Here is a 26703-nt window from a genome sequence, read left to right on the forward strand (position 1 = left end):
AAAAAGTCCGGCGATGTTAGCACTCACCCAGGGTGACTGCCAGCGTCGCTCGCGAAAAAACCCGCCATGCGGGACAGGGCAGAGATGGAGGCCTGCCCTGCCCTTTCAAGGGGGTGCATGCAAATTTCCCTCCCAGCGCCGGACGCCTCGGCAGCATTCGCCAAATTCTTGACGCACGTCCCAGTGTGGCGTGTCCAGATGGGCATATCGATAGATGTGTCATATGGATTGGCTAGATTCACTCGGCAAAACCCAATCACAAGGAGACGTAGATGAGGTTGCTCACACCGCTGTCCCTGGGGTGCCTGTTGGCGCTGGCGACCAGCCCGGCCCAGGCCGACGTATTCATCAATGAACTGCATTACGACGACAGCACCGCGGCCGGCGATGTCGGCGAAGCGATCGAGGTGGTCGCCACCGGCGGCGAAGACCTCGCCGCCTACACCGTGTACCTGTACAACGGCAGCACGCCCTCGGCCGCCACGGTCTACGCCAGCAACCCGGTGCCCGTCGGCACCGCCGCCAGCTGCGGCAAGGCCAGCATCGCCACCGTCACTTACCCCACCAATGGCCTGCAGAACGGCGCCAACGACGGCATCGCCCTGGTCGACGGCAGCGGCAAGGTGGTCCAGTTCATCAGCTACGAAGGCACGGTCACCGCCGCCGCCGGCCCTGCCGCCGGACTGACCAGCCAGAACATCCCGGTCAGTGAAACCAACAGCACCGCGCCGGGCACCTCGCTGCAGCTCACCGGCAGCGGCAGCCAGTACGCCCACTTCACCTGGGCGGCTTCGGCCGCGCAGACCTTCGGTGCCTGCAACAACGGCCAGGCCTTCAACGGCGGTGGCGGCACCGGTCCGAACACCCCGCCTTCGGTACGCACGACCACGCCGGAGCAGGGCGCCACCACGTTCCCGGCCGCGGCTGATCTGGCGGTGACCTTCAGCGAGAACGTCACCGTTAGCAGCGGTGCCTTCGTGCTCAGCTGCGGCCAGTCCGGCAGCGTGCCGCTGACCCATGCCGGCAGCGGCACGACCTTCACCCTGTCCACCGACACCGCGCTGGTCGCCGGTGAAGCGTGCCGGTTCGACATCCGTGCGGCCCGGATCAAGGACGCGCAGGGGGCCCGGCCGGCCGCCGACACGCGCATCGCGTTCAACGTGGCCGCCGGCGGTGGCGGCGATCCGGGTCCCGACCCGGGCCCGGGCAGCTACTACGCGAAAGTGAACACCTCCAGCCCCAGCCAGCTGCGCTGCTCGCTGCACGCCACCATCAAGGGCCACACCGCGTATCCCTACAGTGGCTCGGGTACCAGCACCTGGACCATCCTGGAGATTGCCGACGAGGATCCCAACAACAGCGGCAGGATCCTGGACGCCTACCGCAACCGCAGCTATGCCAAGGTCAGCGACCGCGCGGGCACCGGCAGCGGCCTGACCTACAACCGCGAGCACACCTGGCCGAATTCACTGGGTTTTGCCAGTACCACCGGCGACAAGGGTCTGCCGTACGCGCCCTACACCGACACCCACATGCTGTACCTGTCCGACACGCAGTGGAATGCCGATCGCGGCAACAAGCCGTTTGCCAACTGCGACGCCAGCTGTGGCGAGCGCGCCACCGAAAACAACAATGGCCAGGGCGGTGGCAGTGGTGGGTACCCGGGCAACTCCAACTGGGTGCGCAGCCCGGATGGCAATACGGGCACCTTCGAAGTGTGGCGCCAGCGCAAAGGCGACATGGCGCGTGCGGTGATGTACATGGCGATCCGTTATGAGGGCGGCAAGGATGCGGCCACCGGGCAGTCCGAACCGGACCTGGAGTTGACCGACGACCGCAGCCGGATCGTCAAGACCTCGTCCTCGCCGGCCTACATGGGCCTGCTCTCCACGCTGATCGACTGGCACCTGGCCGACCCGCCGAGCGCGGCCGAAAAGGCCCGCAACGAGGTGATCTTCAGCTTCCAGGGCAATCGCAACCCGTTCATCGACCATCCGGAGTGGGCTACCCCGGCGTTGTTCACGTCGGCCAAGCCGGCGACCTGCGAGCTGGCGGACTGACGATGCCCGAGGTCCGGCCAGCGGCCGGGGCTACGGGTCGGGGATGGAGCCGGTCCCGTTGGGACCGGCTCCATCCGCATTACAATCGGGGGTCATGTCGACCCCCGATTCCGTATTCATGCTGTTCACCACCTGCCCCGACGCGGCCACTGCCGCGCGGCTGGCGCAGGCGCTGGTGGAAGAACGCCTGGCCGCGTGCGTGACCCGGCTGGACGGGGCGCACTCGACCTATCGCTGGCAGGGCGAGGTCACCGAGGACCACGAGGTCCAGCTGGTGATCAAGACCACCGGCAGCCGCCTGGATGCGGCCATCGCCCGCGTGCAGGTGCTGCACCCGTATGAACTCCCCGAGTGCATCGCGGTCGAAACCCGCGCTGGCCTGCCGGCCTACCTGGATTGGATTCGGGCCCAGACCCGAGAGGAAACCGATTGATGTCGCTGTCTGGTCGTTTTGCCGCGCTGTGCGCGCTGTTCGTGATGTCCCTGCCGGCGCTGGCCGTCAGCGAGAAAGATCTGCTGCCGGTGGATGAGGCGTTCGGACTCAGCGCGCAGGCGCGCGACCGGGGCGCCATCGAGATCAGCTGGAAGATCGCGCCAGGCTATTACCTGTACCGCCACCGCACCACGGTCAAGGCCGATGCCGCGTTCACTGCGCAGGCCCTGCAGATGCCGGCAGGCGAAAAGCACCATGACGACTTCTTCGGCGAAGTGGAAACCTATCGCGAGCGCCTGGTGGCGGTACTGCCCGGCAAGGCCGCCGAGGATGCCGGTACGGTCACCCTGGAAGTGCGCTACCAGGGCTGCGCCGACGCAGGCGTGTGCTATCCCCCGCAGAAGCGCAGCCTGCAGGTGAAACTGCCCGGCGGCAGCGCGCGCGGCGACAGTGCGGTCACGCCCGCCTTCGGCGGCGCGGCAGGCTCGCCATTCACGTCCCCGCTGTCGGCTGCCGACACGGGCACCGGCCTGCGCCTGCCGGGCGCTGCCAGCACGGCGTCGCTGCCGCTGCCCTCCGAGCGTGCGTTCGGCTTCGAGGCGATTGTCGACGACGGCAATACGCTGCTGCTGCGTTTCAGTCCGGCGCGCGGCTACTACCTGTACCGCGACCGCACCTCGCTGAAGCTGGAAGGCGCGCCCGGCATCCAGGCCGATACGCCGCGCTGGCCAACGGCCAAGGCGCACCGCGACGAACACTTCGGCGATGTGTCGGTGTACTTCGACCAGACCGACGTGAAGCTGCCGTTGCGGCGCAGCGTGGCCGACGCTGCCGATGCCACGCTGGTGATCACCTTCCAGGGCTGCCAGACCGACGGCATCTGCTACCCGCCGATGACGCGTCGGGTGAAGCTGGCGCTGCCGGCCGGCAAGATCAACGCGAGCGCCGGCGATGCCGCCCGGCGCAGCGACGTGATCGCGCCGCTGGTGTCCCGCGACAAGCGCGCGCAGGCGCGCGACGCCTCGGGCATCGCCACCCAGCCGATGCTGATCCGGCCGAACGCGCCCGGCCTGGACGCGGCCCAGGCCGCTGCGCCCGATGCCAGCGGCGACAACGCGCAGCGCACCCGTCCACCGGGCAGCAGCGGCGCTGCCCCGACCACCCTGATCGCCGCGCTGCTGCTGGCCCTGGCCGGCGGGCTGGTCCTCAATCTGATGCCGTGCGTGCTGCCGATCCTGTCGCTGAAGGTGCTGGGCGTGGCGCAGAGCGGGGAAAGCCGGCAGCGCGCGCGCAGCCATGCCCTCTGGTATACCGCCGGCGTGCTGGTGGCGTTCGCGGCGATCGGCGCACTGGTGCTGGTCCTGCGGGCTGCCGGCCAGGCGGCCGGGTGGGGATTCCAGCTGCAGCACCCCTGGTTCATTGCCGCGCTGGTGTACCTGATGTTTACCGTGGGCTTGAGCCTGTCCGGCGTGTTCACCCTGGGCGGCAGCCTGGGCGGCATCGGCCAGTCGCTGGCCTCGCGCAGTGGCCCGGTCGGCGACTTCTTCACCGGCGTGCTCGCCTGCGTGGTGGCCAGCCCGTGCGTAGCGCCGTTCATGGGGGCCCCGCTGGCCTATGCGTTCACCGCGCCCGCGCTGCCGGCAATGCTGGTGTTCCTGGTGCTGGGCCTGGGCCTGGCGCTGCCGTTCCTGCTGATCGGCTTCGTGCCGTCGCTGGCCCGTCGCCTGCCGCGACCGGGTGCGTGGATGGAAACCCTGAAGCAGGTGCTGGCGTTCCCGATGTACGGCACCGCCCTGTGGCTGCTGTGGGTGCTGGGCAAGCAGCGCGGCGTGGATGCGATGGCACTGGTGCTCGCCGGGCTGGTGGTGGTGGGCCTGGCGCTGTGGTGGTTCGAACGCAGCCGCTGGCGCAGCCACCGGGTAAGCGCCGTATTGGCGCTGGTGCTGCTGATGGGTGCGCTGGTTCCGGTGTGGGCGGTGACCCGCATCGACGCCCCGGGCAAGGCCGCCGTGGCCACCGCCGACAACGTCGTGGCCTACTCACCGCAGATGCTCGACCGCCTGCGCCAGGACAACCGCGTGGTATTCGTCAACATGACCGCCGACTGGTGCGTCACCTGCAAGGCCAACGAGCGCGCGGTGCTGGGTACCCATGCCTTCGAGGAAACCCTGCGTCGTACCAACGCGGTGTACATGCGTGGCGATTACACCAATGTCGATGAGGACATCACCGCCTTCCTGGACGAGCACAAGGCGGTGGGCGTGCCGCTGTACGTGGTGTACGGCCCGGGCGCGCCGCCTACCGTGCTGCCCACGGTGCTGACCCAGGCGCTGGTCGAGGAAGCGCTGCTGCGTACCGCGCGATGAGCACGACGCCGCCCCGCACCTCGTTGATGGTGGTGGCGGCGCTCGCCGCGGTGCTGGGGTTGGGCACCGGCGTGTACTACGTGGCACGCACGCCACAGGAAACGCGGTTTCCCGCGGTGGACCGCCCGGCCGCCGCGCCGGCCCAGCCCGGCGATGCGATGCCGGCCATCACCCTGCCGGACGTGGATGGCACGCCCGTGGACTTCGCCCGCTTCGGTGGCCGCCCCCTGCTGATCAACGTGTGGGCCAGCTGGTGCGGCCCGTGCGTGGAAGAGATGCCCATGCTGGCCGCGTTTGCCGCTGCACAGCCTGCCGATGGCGTGCAGGTGGTGGGCTTGGCCATCGATACGCCGGACGGCGTACGCGATTTTCTTGACCGCGTGCCGGTGGCCTACCCTGTCGTGATCGAGCAGCCTGCGCCGGATGACGCCAGCGTGCGCTTGGGCAACGCCCAGGGTCTGCTGCCATACACGGTGCTGGTGGGTGCGGACGGGAAGATCGTCAAGCAGAAGCTGGGGCCTTTCGCAGACGGGGAGGTCGAACGGTGGGTGGGAAGTACCGACCAACGGTCGGTACCTACCGTCGGGGCGCCGGCGACTACGCGGTAGGTGCCCACCGTTGGTGGGTACGGATGCCCACTCAGGCGAAGAACCGCCGCAGGTAGCCCGCTGTCCTGCCGGCCTTCGACCGGCTCACCTGCTCTGGCGTTCCTTCCGCCACGATCTGCCCGCCCTGCTCGCCGGCGCCCGGGCCCACGTCGATCACCCAGTCCGCATCGGCCACCACGCGCAGGTCGTGTTCGACCACCACGACCGTGTTCCCGGCATCGACCAGCCCGTGCAGCTGCGCCATCAGCTTGTCCACGTCGGCCGGGTGCAGGCCGGTGGTGGGTTCATCCAGCACGTACAGGGTGGTGCCGTGCTGGCTGCGCTGCAGTTCGGTGGCCAGCTTGATGCGCTGCGCCTCGCCGCCCGACAGCTCGGTGGCCGGCTGCCCCAGCCGCAGGTAGCCCAGGCCGATGTCGCGCAGCAGCTGCAGCGGGCGCTGTACCACCGCTTCATCGGCGAAGAACGCCAGCGCTTCCTCCACCGTCATGGCCAGGACCTGCGCGATATTGCGGCCGCTCCATTCCACCTCCAGCGTCTTCGCGTTGTAGCGCTGGCCGTGGCAGGTCGGGCATGGCGCGTAGACGCTGGGCATGAACAGCAGCTCCACGTGTACGAAGCCCTCGCCTTCACAGGTGTCGCAGCGTCCCTGGGCGACGTTGAAGGAAAAGCGGCTGGCGCTGTAGCGACGCGCCTTGGCCATGCGCGTACCCGCAAACAGTTTGCGCACGTGGTCGAACAAGCCGGTGTAGGTGGCCAGGTTCGACCGCGGTGTGCGCCCGATCGGCTTCTGGTCCACGTTGACCAAGCGCGTGATCCGGGTGTGCCCCGCATGCAGCCGGCCACGCGTGCGTTCGATCCGGCTCGGCCGCGGCAGCTCATCGTCGCTGTCCGGCGCTTCCGGTTCGTGCCCAAGGTGCTCGCCGACCAGTTCCACCAGGGCCTGGCTGACCAGGCTGGATTTGCCCGACCCGGAGACGCCGGTCACCGCGCAGAACGCGCCCAGCGGGAACCGCGCATCCAGCCCGTGCAGGTTGTTGCGGTGGACGCCGCGCAGTTCCAGCCAGCCCGTGGGCGTGCGCGGACGTCGCGTGGCGCGATCGTGGTGGCCGAACAGGTAAGGCGCGGTGGCCGAGGCGGCGATTCCGCGCAACCCCTGCGGGGGGCCGCTGTACAGCACCTGCCCGCCGTGCTGGCCCGCACCGGGTCCCACGTCCACCAGCCAGTCGGCGCGGCGCAGCATGCCCAGGTCGTGTTCCACCACGAACAGCGTGTTGCCGCCGGCCTTGAGCTGGTCCAGCGCCTGGTACAGCGCCTCACCGTCGGCCGGATGCAGCCCGGCGGTGGGTTCGTCCAGCACATAGACCACGCCGAACAGGCTGGAACGGATCTGCGTGGCCAGGCGCAGCCGCTGCAGCTCTCCCGGCGACAGCGTGGGCGTGGCGCGGTCCATCGACAGGTACCCCAGCCCCAGCGCTTCCAGCGTGCCGATGCGCTCCACCAGGTCGTGGGCGATGCGTTGGGCGGCAATGCGTTTTTCCTCGGACAGGTCCGGGGTACGGCGTACGTCGCTGCTGCCACCATGCAGCAGCCCACCCTTGGCCACGCGCTGCTGCTCGGCCTTGCGACCCGCCGCACGACTGCGAGCGGCGCCACGGGCGGGGGCGTCGAAGCGGCCCTGGGCAGCCGGGCGCAGCACGTCGGCCATGGCCGCCAGCGACAACTGCGAGAGCGTCCCGATGTCCATGCCCGCGAAGGTGACCGACAACGAGGCCCGCTTCAGTCGCTTGCCATCGCAGACCGGGCACACCGTGCCGACCATGTAGCGCGCCACGCGCTTCTTCATCATCGCGCTCTGGGTGGTGGCGAAGGTGTGCAGCACATAGCGGCGCGCACCACTGAAGGTGCCCATGTACGCGGGCTCCTCCTTGCGGCGCACTGCAGCGCGGGTTTCGGCAGGAGTGAAGCCGGGGTAGACCGGCACCACCGGCTGCTCTTCAGTGAACAGGATCCAGTCGCGCTGCTTCTTCGGCAGGTCGCGCCAGGGGATGTCGACGTCATAGCCCAGCGTCACCAGGATGTCCCGCTGGTTCTGCCCATGCCAGGCCGGCGGCCAGGCGGCAATGGCGCGTTCGCGGATGCTCAGCGAGGGATCGGGCACCATCGACTGCTCGGTGACCTCATACACATGACCGAGGCCGTGGCAGTTCGGGCAGGCCCCCTGCGGGGTATTCGGCGAGAAGTCCTCGGCGTACAGCATCGGCTGCCTGGCCGGATAGGTGCCGGCACGCGAGTACAGCATGCGCAGCAGGCTGGACAGCGTGGTCACGCTGCCCACGCTGGACCGCACGCTGGCAGTGCCGCGCTGCTGCTGCAGGGCCACCGCCGGCGGCAGGCCTTCGATGGCATCCACGTCCGGCACGCCGACCTGGTCGATCAGGCGGCGCGCATACGGCGACAGGGACTCCAGGTAGCGGCGCTGCGCTTCTGCGTACAAGGTGCCGAAGGCAAGCGACGATTTCCCTGAACCGGAAATGCCGCAGAACACCACCAGCGCATCGCGCGGGATGTCCACGTCGACGTTCCTGAGGTTGTGCTCGCGGGCGCCGCGGACGCGGACAAACGCACCCGGCGCGGCAGTGGTGGAAAGGGTGTTTTTTCTGCGGCTCATCCGCCGAGCATACCCACGGCGACCGGAAGACGGCGTCGCGACTGCCAACGGCCGGCGCTACCGGCTCAGGGGGGCGGCAGATTCACCGCGGGCAGGAGCCCGCGCACATGCGCGGCCAGCCAGTCGGCGAAGCGGGTGGAACCCAGCAGCGCGCCCGGCTCCGGCGTCAGCGTGGTGTCCTTGAGCAGCGCACCGTAATAGCGGGCATCAGGATCGGCCACGACCGGGCGATCGTCCTGGTTGAAGTACATCACCCACTCCACCAGCTCGAACAGGCGGTGGCATTCGGGGCCGGCGATTTCCACCATGCGCCGACCCGGTGCCGCGGTGGCCACCTGCGCGACCAGGGACGCCAGGTCGTCGGCGGCCACCGGCTGCACCTTGGCCGGCGACAGGTGCAGCGCCTGGCGCACGACCTGCGGCGCCACCAGCTGGGCCATGAACTCATGGCACTGTGTCGCACGGACCAGCGTGGAGCGAAGCCCCGACTGCCGGATCAAGCCTTCCTGCACCGCCTTGGCGCGGAAGTAGGGGCTTTCCTGCAGGTAAGGCGTGCCCACGATGGACAGCGCCACCAGGTGCTGCACCCCTTCGCGTTCGCAGGCAGCCAGCAGCCGGGTGGTGGCGCGCTGGAAGAAATCGCCCACCACGGGGTCTTCGAAGCGGGGCGCATTGGAAGCGTCCACCACCACGTGGGCGCCCGCCAGCACCACTGCCAGGCCCTGCCCGGTCAGCACGTCCACGCCGCTGCGCCGCGACGCAGCGATCGCGTCGTGGCCCTGCGCTGCGAGCACCTCCACTACCCGGCTGCCGATCAGCCCGTGCCCGCCAATGACGACGATCTTCATATGCCTGTTCCTTGGGGTTACAGCACGATGGGACTGGCTGGTTCCTGCTGCTCGGGAACATCGCGTTCGCCCAGCAGCTGGCGCAGGTCGCGTTCGATGGTGCCGCACAGCTGCGAGATCGGGATGTCGTTGGCGCCGCCCTCGAACGGATTGGCGCTGCTCTCGCCGACCTGGTCCAGCGCGGCGTACATCCACGACACCAGCACACTGAGCGGAATGGCCAACCACACCATGTGCCCGGCCAAGGCGCCGCCCACGGTGTCGTTCATCGGTGCCAGAAGGTCGATCATGCCCAGCGGCAGCAGCAGGCACAGGATGCGCACGAAGATCACGTTGATCACCGCGTACTGGCGCGGGTAGGGATAGTCCTTGAGCCGTTCGCTGCGGGCCTGCTGCTCGTGCAGGTCGCGCAGCGCGCGCTGCAGTTCGGCAAAGCTGGCCGGCGGAACCAGGCCGTCGTCCAGCAGTCCGCGCAGTGCCTGGCCCTGCAGCGACAGCACTTCGGTGGCCTTGCTGGACACCCCCAGGATGCGCGAGCGTTCCTCGGGGCTGACGTACTTGATCAGCTCGACATCCAGCGTACGCGTCTTCTCCGGCACCTGGTAATGCTTCCGGTACTCCACGTTCGGCAGCTGCTGCTGCGTCTCCCAGGGCCGGCTCTCGCGCATCTGGTAGCGCAACGCGGTCAGCCAGCCCAGGTGCCGGTACACCAGCCGACGGGTGTGCCCGGGATGGCCGACATGGTCGCGGCACAGCGTGCCCCACGCCCGGCTGGCGGCCGTGATCGATGCCCAGACCTGCTGCGCTTCCCACAACCGGTTGTAGGTCTGGGTGTTCTTGAACCCGGCGATCAGCGCCACGCTGGTGCCAAGCATGAAGATCACGTTCCACGGCACCGCCAGCCAGTGCAGACCGCCCAGCTGGTACAGCGCCACCAGGGTCACATCGAGCAGGACCAGCGCGTACAGCGGGTGGCGCGTCCACAACAGGAATTCGGTGAAGGTGTAGGAGCGGCCGGCGTGCATGATCGTTTTCTCCAGCAAAGGGGAGCGCCGTTCACGGCGCGTCGGTCGGCACCACGCTCACCACGTGGGTGATGCCGTTGCGGAACATCTTTGCGTACGGGCATACGCGCTCTGTATTGCGCACCAGCTCGGCGGCGACGCCGCTTTCCAGGCCCGGCAGGTAGGCCTCCACTTCCGCCGACAGCAGGTACAGCCCGTCGATCGGATCGCGCGAGAACGTCACCGACACCTCGATGCAGGCATCCACCAGGGCGAGCCCGGCGCGGCTGGCGAGCAGGTTCATCGCGCCGTGGAAGCAGGCCGCGTAACCGGCCGCCAGCAGCTGCTCGGGGTTGCTGCCGCCACCGGGCCCGCCCAGCGACGGGGGCAGGCGAAGATCCAGCTGCAGCGCGCCATCGTCGGACGTCACCACGCCCGACGCACGCCCGTGCCCGGTTTCGCCGCCCCTCACCCGCACCCGCCCGGTGTAGAGCGGACGCACCTCATCGCCCCGGTACTTGTCGAGAACGGCCGGCGATGGCGGCTTCAGGTCGGACATGGCAGCTCCACGCGATACGGAAGGTCAGTGCGCCTGGACGAACCCGGACTGCTGCAGCCAGGCGTCGAAGCCCTGCCGACCCAGCCACGCGCCGCCTGCCGGCACCAACGTGTCGGGCTGCAGCTGCGCACCGAAATACGGCGCCTGTGCATCGCCGACCACGCGGCGCGGGTCGCGTGTGCGGTCCAGGAAGCGCTGCGCCAGCTCGTCCATCGGTGCGCGCTCGGGGCCGGCGATGTCCACCACGCCGTTCACCGCCGGCTGCTGCGCCACGCGCGCGACTGCGTCGGCGACATCGTCGGCGGCGATCGGCTGCACCAGCGCCGTGGGCAGCCGCAGCGCGTCGCCGGCGGACTGGATGATGCCCGGCAGGAACTCGAAGAACTGGGTGGAGTGGATGATGGTGTAGGCGATGCCGGACTCTCGGATCAGTGCCTCCTGCGCGATCTTGCCGCGGAAGTAGCCGCTGGCGGCGAGCTTGTCGGTACCCACCACCGACAGCGCCACGTGGTGCTGCACGCCGGCCTTCGCTTCGGCGGCGAGGATGTTGCGGCCGGCGGTCTGGAAGAACGCCAGCACGGCCGTGTCCTCGAACGACGGCGCGTTGGCCAGGTCGATCACCACCTGGGTGCCGGCCATGGCCGCGTCCAGGCCCTCGCCACTGATGATGTCGATGCCGGTGGACGGCGCGGCGATGACGATCTCATGCCCTGCCGCGCGCAGGCGCTCGACCACTTTGCTGCCGATGCGGCCGGTGCCGCCGATGACCAGGAACTTCATGGGGATGCTCCACTGCTGGAAAGGGACGCCCGGCCATGGCCAGGGCATGGAAGGATGCTAGGCAGGCCGCGCCTGCCGCAGTAGGTCCGCGCACGGACGCGCGCTGTTGCCTGCCGGGCACCAATCGCCGTTCATCGCCATGCACCGGCATCGATGTCGCGTGCCGGGGCAGTACCCTGCTGCACCGACTCCCAGTGGGTCACCACGTCCAGGTCCAGCGCGCGCACCTCGGCGGTGATGAAGTCGATGAAGGCCCGGATGCGCTTGGGCAGTTGGCGGCGGCTCAGATAGCACAGGTAATGGCCGCGATCATCAGCGGCATAACGGTCCAGGCAGCTCACCGCCAGGCCCGCGTCCAGCGCCGCGCGTACCTGGTAGTTCGGCAGCTGCGCCACGCCCTGGCCCTGCAGCACCGCCTGCAACGCAAGGTCGGCATCGTTGAACACCAGCGCCGACGCCGGTTCCACGCGCAACGGCTGGCCGTCCACGCGGAACTCCCACGGCTGCAGGCGGCCGTTGGACTGCCGCTGGCTGATGCAGGTATGCGCGGCCAGCTCGGCGACGCTGCCGGGGATGCCGTGCTGCTGCACGTAGGCCGGTGCCGCACAGACCAGCAGCTGCATCGGGATCAGGTGCTTGGCAATCACCTCGCTGTCTTCCAGCACGCCATCGCGGAAGGCGACGTCGATGCGGTCGGCGGCCAGGTCCAGCGCGCGCTCTTCCAGTTGCAGCTCCAGGGTGACCTCCGGGAACAGCGCACGGAACTGCGACAGCAATGGTGCGATCACCTTGCGGCCAAACCCCGGGTTCGCGCTTACCCGCAGGTGTCCGCGCGGCGGCCCGTCGCGCAGGTCGCGCATCTCCTCCAGCGCCTGCAGGATCCGGTCCACGCCGGGGCGGCAGCCGTCATGGAACAATTCGCCTTCGCGGGTGAGCGAGGTCGACCGCGTGGTGCGCAGGAACAGGCGCACGCCAAGCTGGCCCTCCAGTTTCTGCACGCTGCGACTCACCGCCGAGCGGCCGATGCCGAGACGGTCGGCCGCGCGCGAGAAGCTGCCTTCATGGGCGACCGCGATGAAGGCCATCACCCCGGCGTAACTGGCGGAAAAGCCGGTGGTCAGGGGGTCGGCACCTTCGTCTACGGTGCCCGGTTCGGTCAGGGACATGCGGGTGGCACTCCAGGAGGGCGCGCAGGGGCGCGCAGGCAGGCACGGGCGGCATCCGCATCGGGGGGAGTCGGGTCGCTCATGCCAGTCAGACGGACCAGCTCGGTGCGCTGTGACAGCCCCGCCCTGGCTGGATTGGTGCATTGCGCTCAACACCGTGCGTCCGCTGCGCCGGCTACCGGCATGACGGCTGCGGGCCTAGCCTGCAGCCTCGAATCCGTTCCCCTCTCCCCAGGAGTACTCCCATGACCGAACGTCTCGACTACCAGAAGCAGGCCCCCGCGCTGTTCAAGAAGCTGCTGGACTACAGCATGGCCGCGCACGCCACCACGATCGAAGAACCGATCCAGGACCTGATCGCGATCCGTGCTTCGCAGCTCAATGGCTGCGGCTTCTGCGTGGACATGCACATCAAGCAGGCCACGATCCACGGCGAACGCCCGCTTCGGCTGCACCACGTTGCGGTGTGGCGCGAGTCCACCCTGTTCAGTCCGCGCGAGCGGGCGGCGCTGGCGTGGACCGAAGTACTGACCCAGCTGCCGGCGCAGGGGGTTTCCGATGAGCTGTACGAGCGCGTGCGCGGCCAGCTTTCCGAACAGGAAGTACTCGACCTGACCCACGCGGTGATGGGCATCAATGCCTGGAACCGCATCAACATCGCCTTCCGCAGCGAGCCGGGCTCGCGCGACAAGGCCTGGGGCCTGGACAAGGCTGGCCTCGACTGAAGGAGACGCCCATGCGCACCCTGATCTGCTCCCTGCTGCTGGCTGCGACCAGCGCTGCCGCCCTGGCGGCACCCTCCCCGCCCGCCGCCCCCGAGCCGGTGGTGACTGCGGTGATGACCACGCCCCTGCCCGAGTATCCGGGCAAGGAAGCCCTGATCCTGACCGTGGAGTACCCGCCCGGCGGGGCCGACCCGGTGCACCGGCACGACGCGCATGGGTTCGTGTACGTGCTGCAGGGCCACATCGTGATGGGCGTGGCCGGCGGCCGCGAGGTCACCCTGGGTCCCGGCGAGGCCTTCCATGAGGGCCCAGCCGACCTCCACACCGTCGGTCGCAACGCCAGCAGCACCGAACCGGCGCGGTTCGTGGTGTTCCTGATCAAGGACGCCGACAAGCCTGCCGTGCTGCCCCCGCATTGAGTTGGGCGTCGGACGCCGCAGGCACGGTGCTGCTCTCCCGGCACTGTTCCTGCGGCGTTCGCTCGTGTTGAATGCCGCGATGGAAACACTCCCCGACCTGTTCACCCCGTTGCGCCCGCGCGTGCTGGGCGTGGCCTACCGCATGCTGGGTTCGATGGCCGAAGCCGAAGACGTGGCGCAGGAAGTCTGGCTGCGCTGGCACGGCACCGACCGCAGTGCGATCGTGAATGCCGAGGCGTGGCTGGTGGCCACCACCACCCGCATCGCCATCGACGAACTGCGCATGGCGCGTCGCAGCCGCGAACACTACGTGGGCATCTGGCTGCCCGAGCCGGTGCCGACCGAGGATGCGGACACGCCCGAACGCCTGCATGAAGCCGCCAGCGATCTGTCGTTGGCGTTCCTGGCGGTGCTGGAACGGCTGGCGCCGGAGGCCCGCGCCGCCTTCCTGCTGCACGATGTGTTCGACCGTGACTACCCGGAAATCGCCCGCATCCTCGACAAGAGCGAGGCCGCCTGCCGCCAGATCGTGCACCGCGCCCGCGCCCGTCTGCGCGAGGAGCGCCCGCTGCAGGTCGTGCCGCACCGGACCCACCAGCAGCTGCTGCAGGCGTTTGCCGACGCACTGGACAAGGCCGACCTGAAATCGATGGTGGCGCTGATGGACAGTTCGGCGCAGCTGATCGGCGACGGGGGCGGCATCGTCAGCAGTTTCCCCAAACCGATGCTCGGCGGTGCGCGCATCGCCCAGCTGCTGTTCGCGCCCACGCTGCGCCGCCGCGCCGAGCTGCGCATGGTGCCGGCGTTCTTCAACGGCCGCATGGGGCTGCTGCGCTACTTCGGCGACCACCTGGAGTCGGCGATGTCCTTCGACACCGATGGCGAGCGCATTACCCAGATCCTGGTCCAGCGCAACCCCCACAAACTGGTGCGGATCGTGGCCCGGCAGCCGTTGTCGCTGCGCTGAGCGACAGCGCCGCGCGGCTTGATGCCACGATGACGACCGTCGGTGCATGGTGCGGGTAGTCCCACCGGAATCTGCCATGTCCGTCCCCGCCGTCCCGCACACGCCGCTGCCGCCTTCGCGCTGGCGTACCGTGCCGCGCGCGTTTTACCGTCGCCATCCGGTCGAGGTGGCACCGGAGCTGCTGAACAAGCTGCTGGTCCGCGACGATGGGCGCGCCGGCCGGATCGTGGAAGTGGAAGCCTACGCCGGCGACCAGGACCCGGCGGCGCACTCGTTTCGTGGCATGACCGCACGCACCGCCAGCATGTTTGGCGAGTGTGGCCACCTCTATGTGTACTTCACCTACGGCATGCACTGGGGCAGCAATGCCGTGTGCGGTGAGATCGGCCAGGGCTGGGGCGTGCTGTTGAGGGCGCTGGAGCCGGTCCATGGCGTGGCGCTGATCCGCGAAGCACGCCCGGCCATCCGGCGCGATCGCGAGCTGGCCAGCGGGCCGGGGCGACTCTCGCAGGCAATGGGCATCACCAAAGCGCTGGATGGCGCCGACCTGGTGAAGAATGATCGCGGCATCCGCATCGTGTCCGACGGCATGCCGCCACCGGACGATCCGGTGGCCGGGCCCCGCATCGGCATCAGCCGCGCCGTGGCGTTTCCGTGGCGCTGGCACGTGCGCGGGCATGCGCATGTGTCCGGCCGGCGGTCGAAGGCGTAACGACCAACGGTCGTTACCTACCGGGGTAGCGCACGACCGTTGGTCGTGCGGTGCGCCTTCAGCAGCGGCAGCGGATCGTAAGCGCCCTCGGCGCCGTAGATGCCCCAGTGCAGGTGCGGTGGCGTGCCGGCGGCATTGCCGCTGTCGCCTACATAGCCCAGCACCGAGCCTTCGCTGACCACTTCGCCTTCGCTCAGACCCTCGCGCCAGTCGTCCAGGTGCGCGTAGTAGTAGCGTTCGCGCGCCGGACCCACCACCCAGACCTGGCGCCCGCCCAGCCCGCTGTCGCGCACCGCGACGACCACCCCCGGTCCGACGCTGCGGACCGGCGTGCCGCGCTTGGCGAAGATATCCACGCCGGCGTGGGTGCGGTCGCGGCCGCGCGGCGCACCGAAGGTGTCGGCAATCCGCCGCGCCGCTACGCCTTCCACCGGCACGGGCAGCGACGACGGCGCTGGCATGCGCGACAGTTCCCACATCGCGCGCGGCGCCTTCAGCCATTCGCCGTTCCACAGGGCCAGCGCCGCAATTCCCAGCAGCAGTGGAAGCAGCAGCCAAGCCAGCCACCGGCGCAGGGCGAATGCCGGCGAACGCGGGCTTGCATGGGTGGCAGGTGCACTATCGTTGTCGGGCGGAGGCGTCGGGTTCATGCCCCATAGCATCGCAGACCGCGCGTGGATGTCGCGCGGTCAAGGCGCCGTGTTCCGCGCTCACTGCACCGGCACGGCCTCTGGGAATGTCCAGCGCCCGTCCAGGAGTTCTGCCCGCGGCCGGTACAGCCGCACCATGTAATTCCAGCCCGGCATGGTTGGCAGGCAGTTGGGCACCTGGCCGTCGCATCCTCCGAACTGGATGTCGATCGATCCGTCGGCGCCCTTCTTCGCGGTGAGGTTGTTCAACGTATAGGCATTCTGCGGATTCTTTTCGTAGTAGCCCTGCGCGTTGTACAGGCTCACCGACCAGAATCCATCCACGGGCACGTCGGCCACGTGCAGCCGGTACACGGTGCTGCCGTCGTTCCTTGCGGGAACAACGTTGAGGTACATCGCATCCTTGTCGGGATTTCCGCCCCACGCCGATGCGGCCCCGATCACGCGGCGCACCGGGTCGACCGTGTCGCGCGTGCCGAACATGTGCCGCGTATCGGGCAGGGTGGATGCCAGGGTCAGCAGCGCAGCGCGCACCTTGTCCTGGCTCACCGTGTCCCACTTGGGTACCTCGAAGCTGCCCGGCGCGGCCTGCTGGACCCTGATCGCGTCCTGCAACGCGTGAACCCTGGCCACATCCTCCGGGTTGGAAGGATCCACCAGCGTTCGAAGGGCGACCACCACGTAGCGGGTACCGTCCTTGCCACGACTGAGCGTGTAGGCGCCGGGCGTGTAGTTCACCTGGGTGGTGTACTGGTCCTCGTCGATGACCTGCATGGACATGAAGCGGTCCCCGGCATCGGGGAGGGTGATGGTGACCGGGCCGGCATCGAGGTCGAACACCGCACTGGAGTACAAGGTGTCGCGATTCAATCGAACCACGGTCTGGTTGTCGATCGACGCCGGTTCGCGATGGTGGAACAGCTTGCCCAGGCCTTGTTCTTTCACGAGTGCGCCGAGGTAGCGATCGGATTCGGCGCGCACGAAGTTGTCTGCGGTCACCGGCACGCTTCCCGGCGCGGCAGCGCGGTCGGGTTCGGTAGCCGCCACCGCCGGGGGCGCCGCCGCCGGGGCGGCAGGCGCGGCTGCCGGTGCGGCGCCGGCGGCCGCACCGGCCGGGGTGGGCTCGGGGTCCCGGCGGCAGCCGGCACAGGCCAGCGCGATCACCAGTGCGGTCAGCGGCAGGACGCCACGGGGATTACGCAGGACGTGGCGGCTCATGGCAGGTCTCCAGCGCGGAAAGCTGGAGCCTAGCAATCGACTGCAGCAGCCAACACCGTACTTCTACTGCGGTTTCAACCGCATTGCCCGCAGCTGGCGACCGTCGGCGATGAAGATGGCGACTACGGGGCTTTCCGCCGCGTTGACACTGGCAGGCAGACCATGGGCCCATCTTCGGTTCGCGCGTGATTCATGGGCAGGTTGGCGTCATCCCGTACAAACAAGGTCATCCTGGTGGTGGAGGATGAAATCGAGCTGTCGAGGCTTTTCATTGAAGTCCTGAGCGGCGCTGGTTACACCGTGGTTCCGGCCTATTCGGTCACCGATGCCTTGTTTGCCATTGCAGACCAGCCGTTTGACGCGGCGATACTGGATGTCGAGCTTCGCGACGGCGCCGTGTTTCCCGTCGCAGACCGCCTGGCGCGCCTGGGAACCCCATTTCTGTTCGCGTCCGCCGTGTACCTCCAGGCCGTACCTGCCGCGCACAGGACGGTCCCGTTCGTGGGCAAGCCGTTCGAGATCGACAACCTGCTGGCGCATGTGGAACGCGCCCTCGGCGAAGGGCGCAAGGCCAGCTAGGGCGCGGGCAGTCAGCCACTAGACGACTGGTCTAATCTGGGTGTAGAGTGCGCTGCATGAGCCCACTGCCTCCCCCGGAAGCCCGTGATGTCCGCGACAGGATCCTGTCCAGCGGCCGGCGCATCATGGGCGGCAAAGGATTCTCGGGGGTCGGGTTGAATGAAGTGTTGAGTGCTGCAGGCGTGCCGAAAGGCTCGTTCTACCACTACTTCAGCTCCAAGGAAGCGTTCGGTGAGGCGCTGCTGGAGGACTACTTCGCGGCATACCTGGCCGATATGGACCGCATCTTCGCCAACGCGGGGATCAACCGCGCACAGCAACTGGACGCCTACTTCAATGACTGGATGGAAAACCAGTCGTTCGATGACTGCCAGGGCAAGTGCCTGGCGGTGAAGCTGGGCGCCGAAGTCGCGGACCTGTCCCAAGGCATGCGTGCCGTGTTGCAGCGGGGCACCGCCGGCATCATCGCGCGGCTGGCGAAGGTGTTGGAAGCGGGTGCGGCGGAGGGCTCACTGGCGTTCTCTGGCACCCCGGACGCCGTGGCACAGAGTCTGTACGAGCTGTGGCTGGGGGCCAGCCTGATGGTCAAGATCGTGCGCAGCCGCCAGCCCTTCGACAACGCCGTCCAGGCAACACGACAGATGCTCCATCCCGCCGCCTGAACCGGGCAACGGGTCGACGACGCCCACCGGGCGTTTTTTCACGCCGGGTTTCTAGACGACCGGTCTACTGTATAGCTTCTTCCACCAACGAGGATCCGCGCCCCATGAACGTATTGATTGTTCTTACTTCCCACGACGAGCTGGGCAACACCGGCCGCAAAACAGGATTCTGGCTTGAAGAACTGGCCGCGCCCTATTACGCGTTCCAGGACGCCGGCGCCACCATCACCCTGGCCTCGCCCAAGGGCGGACAGCCGCCGCTGGATCCGAAGAGCAACGCGCCGGAGTTCCAGACCGAACTCACCCGTCGCTTCCAGGCCGATGCGGCGGCCACTGCGCAGCTGGCCGCTACCGTGCCCCTGGACAGCGTCGCGCAGGCCGACTTCGACACCGTGTTCTATCCCGGGGGCCACGGGCCGCTCTGGGACCTGGCCGAAGACCCCGGTTCCATCGCGTTGATCGAATCCTTCATCGCCGCCAACAAGCCGGTCGCGCTGGTCTGCCATGCCCCGGGGGTGCTCCGCCACGTCAAGGCGGCCACGGGCGAGCCGCTGGTGCGGGGCAAGCGGGTGACGGGTTTCACCAACAGCGAAGAAGCCGGCGTCGGCCTGACCGAGGTGGTGCCGTTCCTGGTGGAAGACACGCTCAAGGCGCTTGGCGGCGACTACTCGAAGGGGCCGGACTGGGGCTCGTATGTGGTCACTGATGGCCTGCTGGTCACCGGGCAGAACCCCGCGTCGTCAGCAGAAACGGCCGCCGTGCTGCTGCAGCGACTGGGCGCGAAGTAAGCACCGGTGATCGACAGCGTGCCCGCCGCAAGGCGGGCGCGCTCAGGAAACCCGCCGGCCGTCCTGGTCGATCACCACCTCGCCGTCTTCCTTTGCAAACGGCGCGGTGACTGCGGGAAGGATCTCCAGCACGACCTCCGACGGCCGACACAGCCGCGTGCCCAGATCGGTCTGCACCCAGGGCCGCTCGATCAGGAGGGGGTTGGCCAGCAACGCATCCAGCAGCGCATCGTCGCCGAGCGAGGCATCGTCAAGACCCAGTTCGCGATAGCGCGGCTCCTTCTTGCGAATAGCGCCGCGCACGTCCATTCCCGCGGCATCGATCAGTTCGACCAGTCGCGCACGGCTGGGCGGATCGACAAGGTACTCGATCACCGTCGGCTCCATGCCCGCATGACGCATCAACGCCAGCGTGTTGCGCGAGGTGCCGCATCCGGGGTTGTGGTAGATGACGGGCTTCATGTGCCTTCCTGTGTGAAAAACGGTGTTTCCATTATTCAGGAATCATCGAATGGAAGCACGCAACACTGGCGCTCGATGCCCGGTGCCAAGGCACCCGTTCGCGACACGACGGCGTCGTCACCCTGCTGGCGAGAAATCCGTCGAGACGCTGAGCCCGCGCCACTGCTCCAGTTCCAGAAGCCTGGAGCGGTCCGCACCGGAAATGATCTCCAACGCGTCGCTGCCCAGCGGCAAGCGCAGCGGTGGACGTTGCAGCGAAGCCAGCTGAACGAGGGCGGCGCCGGCCCGCGCGGGGACACCGGGCTGGCGGCCGTCGTAGTCGCGCTGCGCACGTGCGGTGGCGCCGACCACCGCGTCGTACTCTCTGCGACCCTCGTGCAGGGTGGTGGACGAGCCTGCGAAGTCGGTACGGAATCCACCGGGCTCCACTATCGTGACATGCACGCCGATCAGCGCCATCTCTCTGGCCAATGACTCGGAAAAGCCTCGATTCCCCATTTCGCGGCCGAGTATGCCGCACGGCCGGGTGCACCGATGCGTCCGCCCACCGACGAGAACTGGATGATGTGGCCGCTGCCCTGCCCCCGCATCAGCGGGATGACTGCCTTGGTCATGATGATGGTGCCGAACAGATTGGTTTCGATCTGCTGGCGGAACTCTTCAAGGCTTGCGTCTTCCACGGAGTTCACATCGCCGTAGCCGGCGTTGTTCACCAGTACGTCCAGCCCGCCGAAGGCATCGCCAAAGGCGACGGCCGCGGCCGCCTGTGCGGGATCGGTCACGTCCAGGGCGAAAGTGCGCACCGCATCACCGTGTTGCCGCACCAGATCGTTCAGCCGTGCCGGATCGCGTGCGGTGGCAACCAGCCGGTGACCGGCTGCCAGTACAGCCTCGGCCAGTGCCCGGCCGATGCCGCGCGACGCGCCGGTGATGAGCCAACGTTGTGTCATGGGATATCTCCTGAGGGGATGGAATCAGAGCACGGCAGTGCCGGCGTCGGGAAAGTCGGTGCGTGCCGCGGTGAGCGCGGCGGCATCCAGGTCCCGTTGCAGTGCCGCCACTTTGGCGACGATGCGTCGCAGCGCATCGCTGCCCAGCACCAGCCAACGGCGTCCGGTCGGTGCCACGATCTCGTCATGGATGGCTGCAGCCACACGGGCCGGGTCGCCAGGAAACATGTCGGGGGTCACGGCCGCCACCTGTTCGCGGAACCTACCCGAGGTCGCAGCGTAGTCCGAGATCGCGTTGCCGGACGCGTGCGTGCGCGCTTCAATGCCGGTCCTCACCGAGCCTGGCTGTACCGAGAACGCGCGGATGCCCAACGGCGCCAGCTCCTGCTGCAACGCTTCGGTCACCCCCTCCAGTGCGAACTTGCTGGCCGAGTAGAACCCATTGGCCGGCAGGCTGGCGATGCCGTCCATGGACGAGATGTTGACCAGCGTTCCGGCGCGTCGCGCCCTCATGCCCGGCAGTACCAGGCGCATCATGTCGACCGCGCCGAACAGATTGACCTCGAACTGCGCGCGGTAGTCCGGTTCGCGCTGCTCCTCGATGGCGCCGATGAAATCGACGGCGGCATTGTTGACCAGGACATCGATGGGACCAAACTGGCTGAGTGTGTGCTGCACGGCCGCGCTGCGCTGGGCGCTGCTGGTGACGTCCAGTACCACCACGCGCGCCGACTCCGGGAAGCGCGCCGCCAATGCATCCATGGCACGGGTACTGCGCGCCGCCAGCACCACCCGGTGCCCGTGCGTGAGCGCGTGCTCGGCAAGCGCGTGGCCAATGCCGCTGGACGCACCGGTGACGAGCCAGGTGAGCGGTTCCGCACTGTCGACCAGTGCGGGTGTGTGCGTAGGCATGCGGCATCTCCGGGGGAAGGAGCCGACAGCATGCGCCGGCGTCGACGGCTACGCCCGCTATGCTGTGTTAGCCGACGTTAGCGTGGCGACGGAGATACCAACGTATAGCTGCACCGCGCGATGGAGCGTGGGCATGCTGGCGGTCCACGGGCGTGCCTCTGCGTCCCTGCCCCCCTTTGCAGGAACTCCGCATGCGCACGGCACTGCACTGCCTGGCTACAGCACTCCTTGCCGCCCTGCCCCTGCAGGCCCCGGCGTCCGCCGCGCCGGAAGCACCCGACGCACAGACCCGGTTGCGCGACCAGGGCTTCAATCATTCGCAGGTGATGAACACTGCCGAATGGCTGAGCGATGAGATCGGATCGCGCCTGACCGGCTCGACTGGCATGCACCGTGCCGAGGACTGGACCCTGAAGCAGTATCGCCAGTGGGGCCTGCACAACGTGCACCGCGAAGGCTTCGCGTTCGGGCGCGGCTGGGAGATGGAACACGTGGCGGTACGCATGCTTGCGCCGCGTGTGCTGGCTCTGCATGCCGTGCCGGTTGCCTGGTCACCCTCGACGCCCGGGCCGGTGCGCGCGCCCATCGTGGTCGCGCCGATCCGGAGCACAGCGGACTTCGCCGCCTGGCGCGGGAAACTTCGCGGGAAGACGGTGCTGGCAGACCTGCCCGGCACCGGATCGGAACCGGACCAGGCCCCGTTCCAGCGCTTCAGCAGCGCCCAGATCGCTGCGATGGATCACTACGACCCGCCGCTGCACGCGCCATCGGTGCCACCCCCTTGGCTGAAGCACGCACGCCTGCAGCAACGGATCGACCAGTTCCTGAGGGCCGAAGGCGCGGTAGCCCGCGTGCAGCAGTCCTACAGCGACGGCGGACTGCTGCACGGGGAAGGTACTCACTACCAGCACGGCGGACCATTGCCGGCGGTGGAGCTGGTGGCTGAAGACTATCGTCGCCTGGCACGACTGGCGAAGAATGGCGAGGTGGTGCTTGAAATCGACAGCCAGACCCGCTTCCTCGACGAGGACGCTACCGCGTACAACATCATCGCCGAGATACCCGGCACCGATCGGAGCGCCGGCTATGTACTGGCGGGTGCGCACCTGGACAGCTGGGCCGCGGCCGACGGCGCCGCAGACAATGCCGCCGGCTGTGCGATGGTGATGGAGGCGGCGCGCATGCTCGCTGTGATCGGAATCCGTCCACGCCGCACGATCCGGTTTGCGCTGTGGTCCGGCGAAGAACAAGGCCTGCTGGGATCGAAGGCGTATGTCGCCACCCACCTGGCATCTCGCCCTCCCGCCGCGCCGGGCACCACGGGCCTGGAGGATTACTACGCGATCAGCCGCCGCTTCCCGGTGGCGCCGCTCGCGGACTACGCCAGGCTTGCCGCGTACTTCAACCTGGACAACGGCTCCGGCCGGATCCGCGGGATCCATGCGCAGGGCAACCTGTCCGCGGTTCCAGCACTCGAGCAGTTGATCGCGCCGTTCCGCGCGCTGGGCGTGGAACGGGTGGTCGCCGGCGATGTCGACAGCACCGATCACGAACTGTTCGCGGCGGTCGGCCTGCCTGCGTTCCAGTTCGTCCAGGACCCGCTGGACTACGACACCCGCGTGCACCATTCCAGCATCGATACCTACGACCACCTGAAGGCCGATGACATGCGGCAGGGTGCGGTGGTGCTGGCGGGCATCCTGCTCGAAGTCGCCAACCGCCGCGACCCGCTGCCACGCCAGGCACTGCCGAGCGCGCCCGCCCCGAGCGATCCGTTCACCTACGACACTCCCGACGACCTGCGTTGAGGCCGGACATGAACCGCCCACTGAACCTCCCGGCGCAGCCGCGCGACCTGGCATTGGCCGAGCTGGCGCACGAGCTGCGCAACCCACTGTCGGCCATCGGGCTGGCCGTCAGCGTGCTTGAATCGCATGTAGCGCAGGACCAGCGCTGCGGCCTGCTGCTGGGCGCCATCGCCAGCAACGTCGCCTTGGCCGCCCGCATGGTGGAGGACCTCCTGCAGCACAGCCAGGTCAATGCCGAGGGATTCCATCTGGAGCGCGCGCCATGCTGGCTGGGCGAGCAGCTGCGACAAGCGATATCGATCGCCGCGCGGCAGATGGGCCGGCCGGAACGCAACGTCGCGGTGCAGATGCCCGAATGCGACATCATGCTGCGCGTCGACCCGATGCGCATGCAGCAGGTGTTCGTGAACCTGGTCGCCAATGCCATGCGCTACACACCGTCGCCCGGCCAGATCCGCGTGACCGCCCGGTTGCAGGACACGCAGGTGCTGGTGGAGGTAGCCGATGAAGGCGTGGGCATCGAACCCCACCGCCTGGCGACGCTGTTCGACAGCGTCACGTTGCCACGTTTGTCGGGTTCCAAACTGGGTCTCGGAATCGGCCTGTCCGTGGTCAAGCGCATCGTCGATCGGCATGGCGGCAGCGTGGGGGCGTGCAGCGAGGGCAGCGGACGCGGCAGCTGTTTCACCGTCGCTCTTCCTCATGCACCTGTCGATTGAACCTGCCGGCTGCGCGGGCAAGGCGTTTACGTGGACGGGCGCCACCTGAGAATTGCCAGAGCCACGCCTGCAACCACCGCGCAGCTGCCCAGCCAGACCGATACGTCCGCGCGGTCCATGCCAGCGTCGAACAGCATCCCGGCCCCCAGCGTCGCCAGCACGCTGCCTCCCCGTCCGATGCCGATCACCCACCCGGCACCGGTAGTGCGCACCTGCGGCGGGAAGCTCGCGGCGATCAGGGCGAACATGCCGACGAAACCGCCGAACACGAAGAAGCCGGTGACGGCCGCGACCAGCAGCGCCGTGCCGAGGTCGTCCAGCACGCTGCCCAACAACGCCGTGCCGCAACCCGAAACGACCAGGGCCAAGGCCCCCAGACGTTGCAGACCGAACCGCGGTGCCAGCCATCCCAGCAGCACGCCGCCCGCCACGCCGCTCAGGTTGGCCACCACCGACACGCTGGTGGCCTGCGCGGGCGAATGCCCGGCCCCGACCACCATCAACGGCACCCAGTTGAGGAAGAAGTAGCCGCTGGTGACGAACAGGACGTTGATCGCGGTGACCTTCGCCGCCTGCGGCAGCGTGTCGGCCTGCATCGGCACGGGCCTGCGCGGATGTTCCCATCGGCGGTCGTCCGCTGAACCGGCGGGCTCGTAAAGGCAGGTGCGGATCAGCGGCCACAGCACCGCAGCGAGAAGGCTGCCCAGCACGAATATCGCCCGCCAGCCAGGCCCCTGGAGGAGCAGCGCGGAAACGGTACCCCCCAGCACGCCACCCACCGGGTAGCCGATCGACATCAACCCGATTGCCAGCTCCCGGCGGCGCGGGCTGGCATGGTCCGCCGCCAGCGGTGCCAGCACGGCGATCATGGCGCCGGTGCCAAGCCCGGTCACCAGTCGCGACACGATCAGTCCGGCGTACCCCGTCGCCGCAGCGCTGGCCGCCATGCCCAGCAGCATCAGCGCAAGGTTCACCTGCACCAGCGAGTTGCGTCCGTACCGATCGGCCAGTGGTGCCAGCAGCAGCGAGCCCAGCCCCATTCCCACCAGCCCGGTCGCCAGTGTCCAGCCCTGCGCAGCTGCGTTCGCACCGAATGCACGGGAGAAACCGGGGGCTGCAAACGCAACCGACAACACCGCGAAGCCATCCAGTGCAGAGATGGCGGCCAGCAACGCCACGGCGCGTACCCCGAACGACCCGGCAAGAACCGGTTCCTTCGGGGTGTTGTCCGCCAGCGGCAGTCGGCTGTTCATGCGGGCAGGACCGTCACCGGGACAGCGCCGCCTTCTCGACCAGTGCGGCCACTGCGTCCGGATGGGACACCATCACCACATGCGAGGCCCCTTTGATCACCACGGTATCGCGGGCATGGGCGCGTTTGGCCATGAATGCCTGGGCCGCTGCAGGAATATTGCGGTCGGCTTCGCCGTAAACGAACCAGCTTGGCAGGGTCTTCCACGCGGCGGCAGGGCTTGCCTCGTTCAAGGCTGCTTCGGTGATCGGGCGCTGGCTGGCCGCCATCAGGCGTGCCTGCTTCGCGGGCACGTCGGCGGCGAACTGCGCGTGGAACTTGTCCTGCAGGATGTAGAGATCCTTGCCGCCGTCGGACAGGGCAACCGGTGGTGCCAGCGTGGCGCCCAGGCTGCTGCCGGGGAATTTGGCCGACAACTGTGCGGCCGTCTCGCCGACCGCCGGCGCAAACGCAGCTACGAACACCAGCGCCTTGACGTTGGACACGCCGTCAGCAGCGGCGCTGATCACCGAGCCGGCATAGGAGTGGCCAACCAGCACCACCGGCCCGGAGATGCTGCGCAGCAGGCTGCTCACTTCCGCTGCGTCGGTGCGGATGCTGCGAAGATTGTTGGGTGCGGAGATCACCCGGTAGCCGTCGGCGTGGAGGCGTTCGATGACGCCGTTCCAGCTGGAGCCGTCGGCGAAGGCACCATGCACCAGCACGACCGTGGGTTTGGCTTGCGTTGGCTGTGCGGCGAAACCAGACAGGGGGGTGGCCAGCGCCACGGCCAGCAACATGAAGGTGCCGAGCAGGGAGGGCAGACGATGTGTACGGGATTTCATGGACGTAGTCCTCGGGGGGAGTGGACGGCGGCGCGGGTCATGGCGCCCACCGGGTGAACACCAGGTCGTGCTCCTTGACCCGGGATTGATGACAGCCCAGGCAGGTCTCTTGCTGGGCCCGGTCGGCCGGCTTGCCGTCGATGAAACGGCCAAAGCCCCAACCGCCGGACGCCGCGTACTTCTTCGAATCTTTCACCATGACCTGCACGGTCGTGGCCGCGCCCGGCACCGATGCCGGGGCGAACTCGCTCGATGGCACGTCCTTCCAGGCCAGTTTCACCAGCACCGCGCCATCGGGGAAAGGCAGCCTGCCTTCCCGATAGGCACGCACGGCCACGTCGTTGCCAAGGACGGCGCGCAGCTCGTTCAACGGCGCGGCCTCCTGCGCCACACCCACCAGCTGCCAGCGCCGGTAGTTGTCGGGCAGGGTCACGCCATAGATCGGCGACGCGGGCCGCGCCGCCGGCGCGCCGCGCGCCATCACCACGGTGCCGAACGCCACGAGCGCGCAGACCAGCACGAACAGGGCGATACGCAGGGTCTTCATCGGGGTGTCCTCGCAGG

28 protein-coding genes are annotated in these 26703 nt (G+C 68.4%); 13 read left to right on the forward strand and 15 right to left on the reverse strand.

Annotated features, from left to right (window positions below):
• Nucleotides 1-272: 272 nt before the first annotated feature.
• The 4 genes from ACIGII_RS07025 (at nucleotide 273) to ACIGII_RS07040 (ending at nucleotide 5467) form a co-directional block, all read left to right on the forward strand.
• Complete coding sequence (locus ACIGII_RS07025) at nucleotides 273-2060, forward strand: endonuclease (RefSeq protein ID WP_399636041.1); 1788 nt, start codon at nucleotides 273-275, stop codon at nucleotides 2058-2060.
• A 94-nt stretch (nucleotides 2061-2154) separates the two neighbouring features.
• Nucleotides 2155-2493, forward strand: a complete 339-nt coding sequence (gene cutA, locus ACIGII_RS07030; RefSeq protein WP_399636043.1) for a divalent-cation tolerance protein CutA — start codon at nucleotides 2155-2157, stop codon at nucleotides 2491-2493.
• Nucleotides 2493-4859 (forward strand): protein-disulfide reductase DsbD family protein, encoded by a 2367-nt coding sequence (locus ACIGII_RS07035; protein WP_399636045.1) that lies wholly within the window; start codon nucleotides 2493-2495, stop codon nucleotides 4857-4859. Before cutA ends, ACIGII_RS07035 begins: the two co-directional genes overlap by 1 nt.
• Nucleotides 4856-5467 (forward strand): TlpA family protein disulfide reductase, encoded by a 612-nt coding sequence (locus tag ACIGII_RS07040; protein WP_399636047.1) that lies wholly within the window; start codon nucleotides 4856-4858, stop codon nucleotides 5465-5467. Before ACIGII_RS07035 ends, ACIGII_RS07040 begins: the two co-directional genes overlap by 4 nt.
• 31 nt (nucleotides 5468-5498) lie before the next feature.
• Here ACIGII_RS07040 and ACIGII_RS07045 read toward each other — a convergent pair whose 3' ends face one another.
• The 6 genes from ACIGII_RS07045 to ACIGII_RS07070 form a co-directional block, all read right to left on the reverse strand.
• Nucleotides 5499-8135: an excinuclease ABC subunit A gene (locus tag ACIGII_RS07045; protein WP_399636049.1), complete on the reverse strand. Its 2637-nt coding sequence runs from the start codon at nucleotides 8133-8135 to the stop codon at nucleotides 5499-5501.
• 65 nt (nucleotides 8136-8200) lie between these two features.
• Nucleotides 8201-8983 (reverse strand): SDR family oxidoreductase, encoded by a 783-nt coding sequence (locus ACIGII_RS07050; RefSeq protein ID WP_399636051.1) that lies wholly within the window; start codon nucleotides 8981-8983, stop codon nucleotides 8201-8203.
• A 17-nt stretch (nucleotides 8984-9000) separates the two neighbouring features.
• The gene (locus tag ACIGII_RS07055; RefSeq protein ID WP_399636054.1) at nucleotides 9001-10008 is read right to left on the reverse strand and encodes a bestrophin family protein; all 1008 of its coding nucleotides are present in this window, start codon (nucleotides 10006-10008) and stop codon (nucleotides 9001-9003) included.
• 31 nt (nucleotides 10009-10039) lie between these two features.
• Entirely contained in the window at nucleotides 10040-10546 is a 507-nt protein-coding gene (locus ACIGII_RS07060; RefSeq protein WP_399636057.1) for an Ohr family peroxiredoxin, read from the reverse strand.
• Nucleotides 10547-10570: 24 nt separating this feature from the next.
• Nucleotides 10571-11326, reverse strand: coding sequence for an SDR family oxidoreductase (locus ACIGII_RS07065; protein ID WP_399636060.1), 756 nt, complete (start codon nucleotides 11324-11326; stop codon nucleotides 10571-10573).
• Between the two features lie 131 nt (nucleotides 11327-11457).
• Nucleotides 11458-12492, reverse strand: coding sequence for a LysR substrate-binding domain-containing protein (locus ACIGII_RS07070; protein WP_399636063.1), 1035 nt, complete (start codon nucleotides 12490-12492; stop codon nucleotides 11458-11460).
• A gap of 245 nt (nucleotides 12493-12737) precedes the next feature.
• Between ACIGII_RS07070 and ACIGII_RS07075 the strand changes: the two genes are divergently transcribed.
• From ACIGII_RS07075 to ACIGII_RS07090, 4 genes are all read left to right on the forward strand, one after another.
• Nucleotides 12738-13217 (forward strand): carboxymuconolactone decarboxylase family protein, encoded by a 480-nt coding sequence (locus ACIGII_RS07075; protein WP_399636065.1) that lies wholly within the window; start codon nucleotides 12738-12740, stop codon nucleotides 13215-13217.
• An 11-nt stretch (nucleotides 13218-13228) separates the two neighbouring features.
• Entirely contained in the window at nucleotides 13229-13636 is a 408-nt protein-coding gene (locus tag ACIGII_RS07080) for a cupin domain-containing protein (protein WP_145479013.1), read from the forward strand.
• A 79-nt stretch (nucleotides 13637-13715) separates the two neighbouring features.
• On the forward strand, nucleotides 13716-14603 hold the full coding sequence (locus ACIGII_RS07085; RefSeq protein WP_399636068.1) for an RNA polymerase sigma-70 factor: 888 nt from the start codon (nucleotides 13716-13718) through the stop codon (nucleotides 14601-14603).
• A 76-nt stretch (nucleotides 14604-14679) separates the two neighbouring features.
• Entirely contained in the window at nucleotides 14680-15315 is a 636-nt protein-coding gene (locus tag ACIGII_RS07090) for a DNA-3-methyladenine glycosylase (RefSeq protein WP_399636069.1), read from the forward strand.
• Between the two features lie 17 nt (nucleotides 15316-15332).
• Here the strand turns inward: ACIGII_RS07090 and ACIGII_RS07095 are convergent, their stop codons facing one another.
• Together ACIGII_RS07095 and ACIGII_RS07100 are read right to left on the reverse strand one after the other, a co-directional pair.
• Nucleotides 15333-15965 (reverse strand): M23 family metallopeptidase, encoded by a 633-nt coding sequence (locus ACIGII_RS07095; protein WP_399636072.1) that lies wholly within the window; start codon nucleotides 15963-15965, stop codon nucleotides 15333-15335.
• Nucleotides 15966-16025: 60 nt separating this feature from the next.
• Nucleotides 16026-17183 carry a DUF1254 domain-containing protein gene (locus ACIGII_RS07100; RefSeq protein ID WP_399636075.1) on the reverse strand — a complete coding sequence of 386 codons (1158 nt, stop codon included), beginning with the start codon at nucleotides 17181-17183 and terminating at the stop codon, nucleotides 16026-16028.
• Between the two features lie 201 nt (nucleotides 17184-17384).
• Between ACIGII_RS07100 and ACIGII_RS07105 the strand changes: the two genes are divergently transcribed.
• From ACIGII_RS07105 to ACIGII_RS07115, 3 genes are all read left to right on the forward strand, one after another.
• The gene (locus ACIGII_RS07105) at nucleotides 17385-17762 is read left to right on the forward strand and encodes a response regulator (protein WP_399636078.1); all 378 of its coding nucleotides are present in this window, start codon (nucleotides 17385-17387) and stop codon (nucleotides 17760-17762) included.
• Between the two features lie 56 nt (nucleotides 17763-17818).
• The gene (locus ACIGII_RS07110) at nucleotides 17819-18424 is read left to right on the forward strand and encodes a TetR/AcrR family transcriptional regulator (RefSeq protein WP_399636081.1); all 606 of its coding nucleotides are present in this window, start codon (nucleotides 17819-17821) and stop codon (nucleotides 18422-18424) included.
• Between the two features lie 104 nt (nucleotides 18425-18528).
• Entirely contained in the window at nucleotides 18529-19212 is a 684-nt protein-coding gene (locus tag ACIGII_RS07115) for a type 1 glutamine amidotransferase domain-containing protein (RefSeq protein ID WP_399636084.1), read from the forward strand.
• 42 nt (nucleotides 19213-19254) lie between these two features.
• Here the strand turns inward: ACIGII_RS07115 and arsC are convergent, their stop codons facing one another.
• The 4 genes from arsC to ACIGII_RS07135 form a co-directional block, all read right to left on the reverse strand.
• Nucleotides 19255-19674, reverse strand: coding sequence for an arsenate reductase (glutaredoxin) (arsC, locus tag ACIGII_RS07120; RefSeq protein WP_399636086.1), 420 nt, complete (start codon nucleotides 19672-19674; stop codon nucleotides 19255-19257).
• A 117-nt stretch (nucleotides 19675-19791) separates the two neighbouring features.
• Entirely contained in the window at nucleotides 19792-20133 is a 342-nt protein-coding gene (locus ACIGII_RS07125) for a hypothetical protein (protein ID WP_399636088.1), read from the reverse strand.
• A complete protein-coding gene (locus ACIGII_RS07130) occupies nucleotides 20124-20624 on the reverse strand; it encodes an SDR family NAD(P)-dependent oxidoreductase (protein ID WP_399636090.1) in 501 nt (166 codons plus the stop codon). The genes ACIGII_RS07125 and ACIGII_RS07130 overlap by 10 nt, the downstream gene beginning before the upstream one ends.
• A 24-nt stretch (nucleotides 20625-20648) precedes the next feature.
• On the reverse strand, nucleotides 20649-21536 hold the full coding sequence (locus tag ACIGII_RS07135; RefSeq protein WP_399636093.1) for an SDR family NAD(P)-dependent oxidoreductase: 888 nt from the start codon (nucleotides 21534-21536) through the stop codon (nucleotides 20649-20651).
• Nucleotides 21537-21727: 191 nt separating this feature from the next.
• Between ACIGII_RS07135 and ACIGII_RS07140 the strand changes: the two genes are divergently transcribed.
• The gene (locus ACIGII_RS07140) at nucleotides 21728-23344 is read left to right on the forward strand and encodes a M20/M25/M40 family metallo-hydrolase (RefSeq protein WP_399636095.1); all 1617 of its coding nucleotides are present in this window, start codon (nucleotides 21728-21730) and stop codon (nucleotides 23342-23344) included.
• 8 nt (nucleotides 23345-23352) lie between these two features.
• The gene (locus tag ACIGII_RS07145) at nucleotides 23353-24063 is read left to right on the forward strand and encodes a sensor histidine kinase (protein ID WP_399636098.1); all 711 of its coding nucleotides are present in this window, start codon (nucleotides 23353-23355) and stop codon (nucleotides 24061-24063) included.
• 26 nt (nucleotides 24064-24089) lie between these two features.
• Here the strand turns inward: ACIGII_RS07145 and ACIGII_RS07150 are convergent, their stop codons facing one another.
• Genes ACIGII_RS07150 through ACIGII_RS07160 form a run of 3 tightly spaced genes read right to left on the reverse strand, consistent with a single transcriptional unit; the run spans nucleotide 24090 to nucleotide 26686 of the window.
• Nucleotides 24090-25316 (reverse strand): MFS transporter, encoded by a 1227-nt coding sequence (locus tag ACIGII_RS07150; protein ID WP_399636101.1) that lies wholly within the window; start codon nucleotides 25314-25316, stop codon nucleotides 24090-24092.
• A gap of 13 nt (nucleotides 25317-25329) precedes the next feature.
• Entirely contained in the window at nucleotides 25330-26139 is an 810-nt protein-coding gene (locus ACIGII_RS07155; protein ID WP_399636104.1) for an alpha/beta fold hydrolase, read from the reverse strand.
• Nucleotides 26140-26176: 37 nt separating this feature from the next.
• On the reverse strand, nucleotides 26177-26686 hold the full coding sequence (locus tag ACIGII_RS07160) for a cytochrome P460 family protein (RefSeq protein ID WP_399636107.1): 510 nt from the start codon (nucleotides 26684-26686) through the stop codon (nucleotides 26177-26179).
• Between the last annotated feature and the right edge of the window lie 17 nt (nucleotides 26687-26703).

The organism is Stenotrophomonas sp. NPDC077420 (genome assembly GCF_044543385.1).
GTDB lineage: Bacteria > Pseudomonadota > Gammaproteobacteria > Xanthomonadales > Xanthomonadaceae > Stenotrophomonas.

Excerpts from the sequence above, each read along its gene's own strand:
- ACIGII_RS07095 (WP_399636072.1), bottom strand. The coding sequence starts at position 15,965 with ATGAACCCGACGCCTCCGCCCGACAACGATAGTGCACCTGCCACCCAT.
- ACIGII_RS07160 (WP_399636107.1), bottom strand. The coding sequence starts at position 26,686 with ATGAAGACCCTGCGTATCGCCCTGTTCGTGCTGGTCTGCGCGCTCGTG.
- ACIGII_RS07050 (WP_399636051.1), bottom strand. The coding sequence starts at position 8,983 with ATGAAGATCGTCGTCATTGGCGGGCACGGGCTGATCGGCAGCCGGGTA.
- ACIGII_RS07100 (WP_399636075.1), bottom strand. The coding sequence starts at position 17,183 with ATGAGCCGCCACGTCCTGCGTAATCCCCGTGGCGTCCTGCCGCTGACC.
- ACIGII_RS07070 (WP_399636063.1), bottom strand. The coding sequence starts at position 12,492 with ATGTCCCTGACCGAACCGGGCACCGTAGACGAAGGTGCCGACCCCCTG.
- ACIGII_RS07150 (WP_399636101.1), bottom strand. The coding sequence starts at position 25,316 with ATGAACAGCCGACTGCCGCTGGCGGACAACACCCCGAAGGAACCGGTT.
- ACIGII_RS07025 (WP_399636041.1), top strand. The coding sequence starts at position 273 with ATGAGGTTGCTCACACCGCTGTCCCTGGGGTGCCTGTTGGCGCTGGCG.
- ACIGII_RS07115 (WP_399636084.1), top strand. The coding sequence starts at position 18,529 with ATGAACGTATTGATTGTTCTTACTTCCCACGACGAGCTGGGCAACACC.
- cutA (WP_399636043.1), top strand. The coding sequence starts at position 2,155 with ATGTCGACCCCCGATTCCGTATTCATGCTGTTCACCACCTGCCCCGAC.
- ACIGII_RS07085 (WP_399636068.1), top strand. The coding sequence starts at position 13,716 with ATGGAAACACTCCCCGACCTGTTCACCCCGTTGCGCCCGCGCGTGCTG.
- ACIGII_RS07040 (WP_399636047.1), top strand. The coding sequence starts at position 4,856 with ATGAGCACGACGCCGCCCCGCACCTCGTTGATGGTGGTGGCGGCGCTC.
- ACIGII_RS07080 (WP_145479013.1), top strand. The coding sequence starts at position 13,229 with ATGCGCACCCTGATCTGCTCCCTGCTGCTGGCTGCGACCAGCGCTGCC.
- ACIGII_RS07110 (WP_399636081.1), top strand. The coding sequence starts at position 17,819 with ATGAGCCCACTGCCTCCCCCGGAAGCCCGTGATGTCCGCGACAGGATC.
- ACIGII_RS07075 (WP_399636065.1), top strand. The coding sequence starts at position 12,738 with ATGACCGAACGTCTCGACTACCAGAAGCAGGCCCCCGCGCTGTTCAAG.
- ACIGII_RS07055 (WP_399636054.1), bottom strand. The coding sequence starts at position 10,008 with ATGCACGCCGGCCGCTCCTACACCTTCACCGAATTCCTGTTGTGGACG.
- ACIGII_RS07145 (WP_399636098.1), top strand. The coding sequence starts at position 23,353 with ATGAACCGCCCACTGAACCTCCCGGCGCAGCCGCGCGACCTGGCATTG.
- ACIGII_RS07090 (WP_399636069.1), top strand. The coding sequence starts at position 14,680 with ATGTCCGTCCCCGCCGTCCCGCACACGCCGCTGCCGCCTTCGCGCTGG.
- ACIGII_RS07060 (WP_399636057.1), bottom strand. The coding sequence starts at position 10,546 with ATGTCCGACCTGAAGCCGCCATCGCCGGCCGTTCTCGACAAGTACCGG.
- ACIGII_RS07130 (WP_399636090.1), bottom strand. The coding sequence starts at position 20,624 with ATGACACAACGTTGGCTCATCACCGGCGCGTCGCGCGGCATCGGCCGG.
- ACIGII_RS07140 (WP_399636095.1), top strand. The coding sequence starts at position 21,728 with ATGCGCACGGCACTGCACTGCCTGGCTACAGCACTCCTTGCCGCCCTG.
- ACIGII_RS07035 (WP_399636045.1), top strand. The coding sequence starts at position 2,493 with ATGTCGCTGTCTGGTCGTTTTGCCGCGCTGTGCGCGCTGTTCGTGATG.
- arsC (WP_399636086.1), bottom strand. The coding sequence starts at position 19,674 with ATGAAGCCCGTCATCTACCACAACCCCGGATGCGGCACCTCGCGCAAC.
- ACIGII_RS07135 (WP_399636093.1), bottom strand. The coding sequence starts at position 21,536 with ATGCCTACGCACACACCCGCACTGGTCGACAGTGCGGAACCGCTCACC.
- ACIGII_RS07155 (WP_399636104.1), bottom strand. The coding sequence starts at position 26,139 with ATGAAATCCCGTACACATCGTCTGCCCTCCCTGCTCGGCACCTTCATG.
- ACIGII_RS07125 (WP_399636088.1), bottom strand. The coding sequence starts at position 20,133 with ATGGCGCTGATCGGCGTGCATGTCACGATAGTGGAGCCCGGTGGATTC.
- ACIGII_RS07045 (WP_399636049.1), bottom strand. The coding sequence starts at position 8,135 with ATGAGCCGCAGAAAAAACACCCTTTCCACCACTGCCGCGCCGGGTGCG.
- ACIGII_RS07065 (WP_399636060.1), bottom strand. The coding sequence starts at position 11,326 with ATGAAGTTCCTGGTCATCGGCGGCACCGGCCGCATCGGCAGCAAAGTG.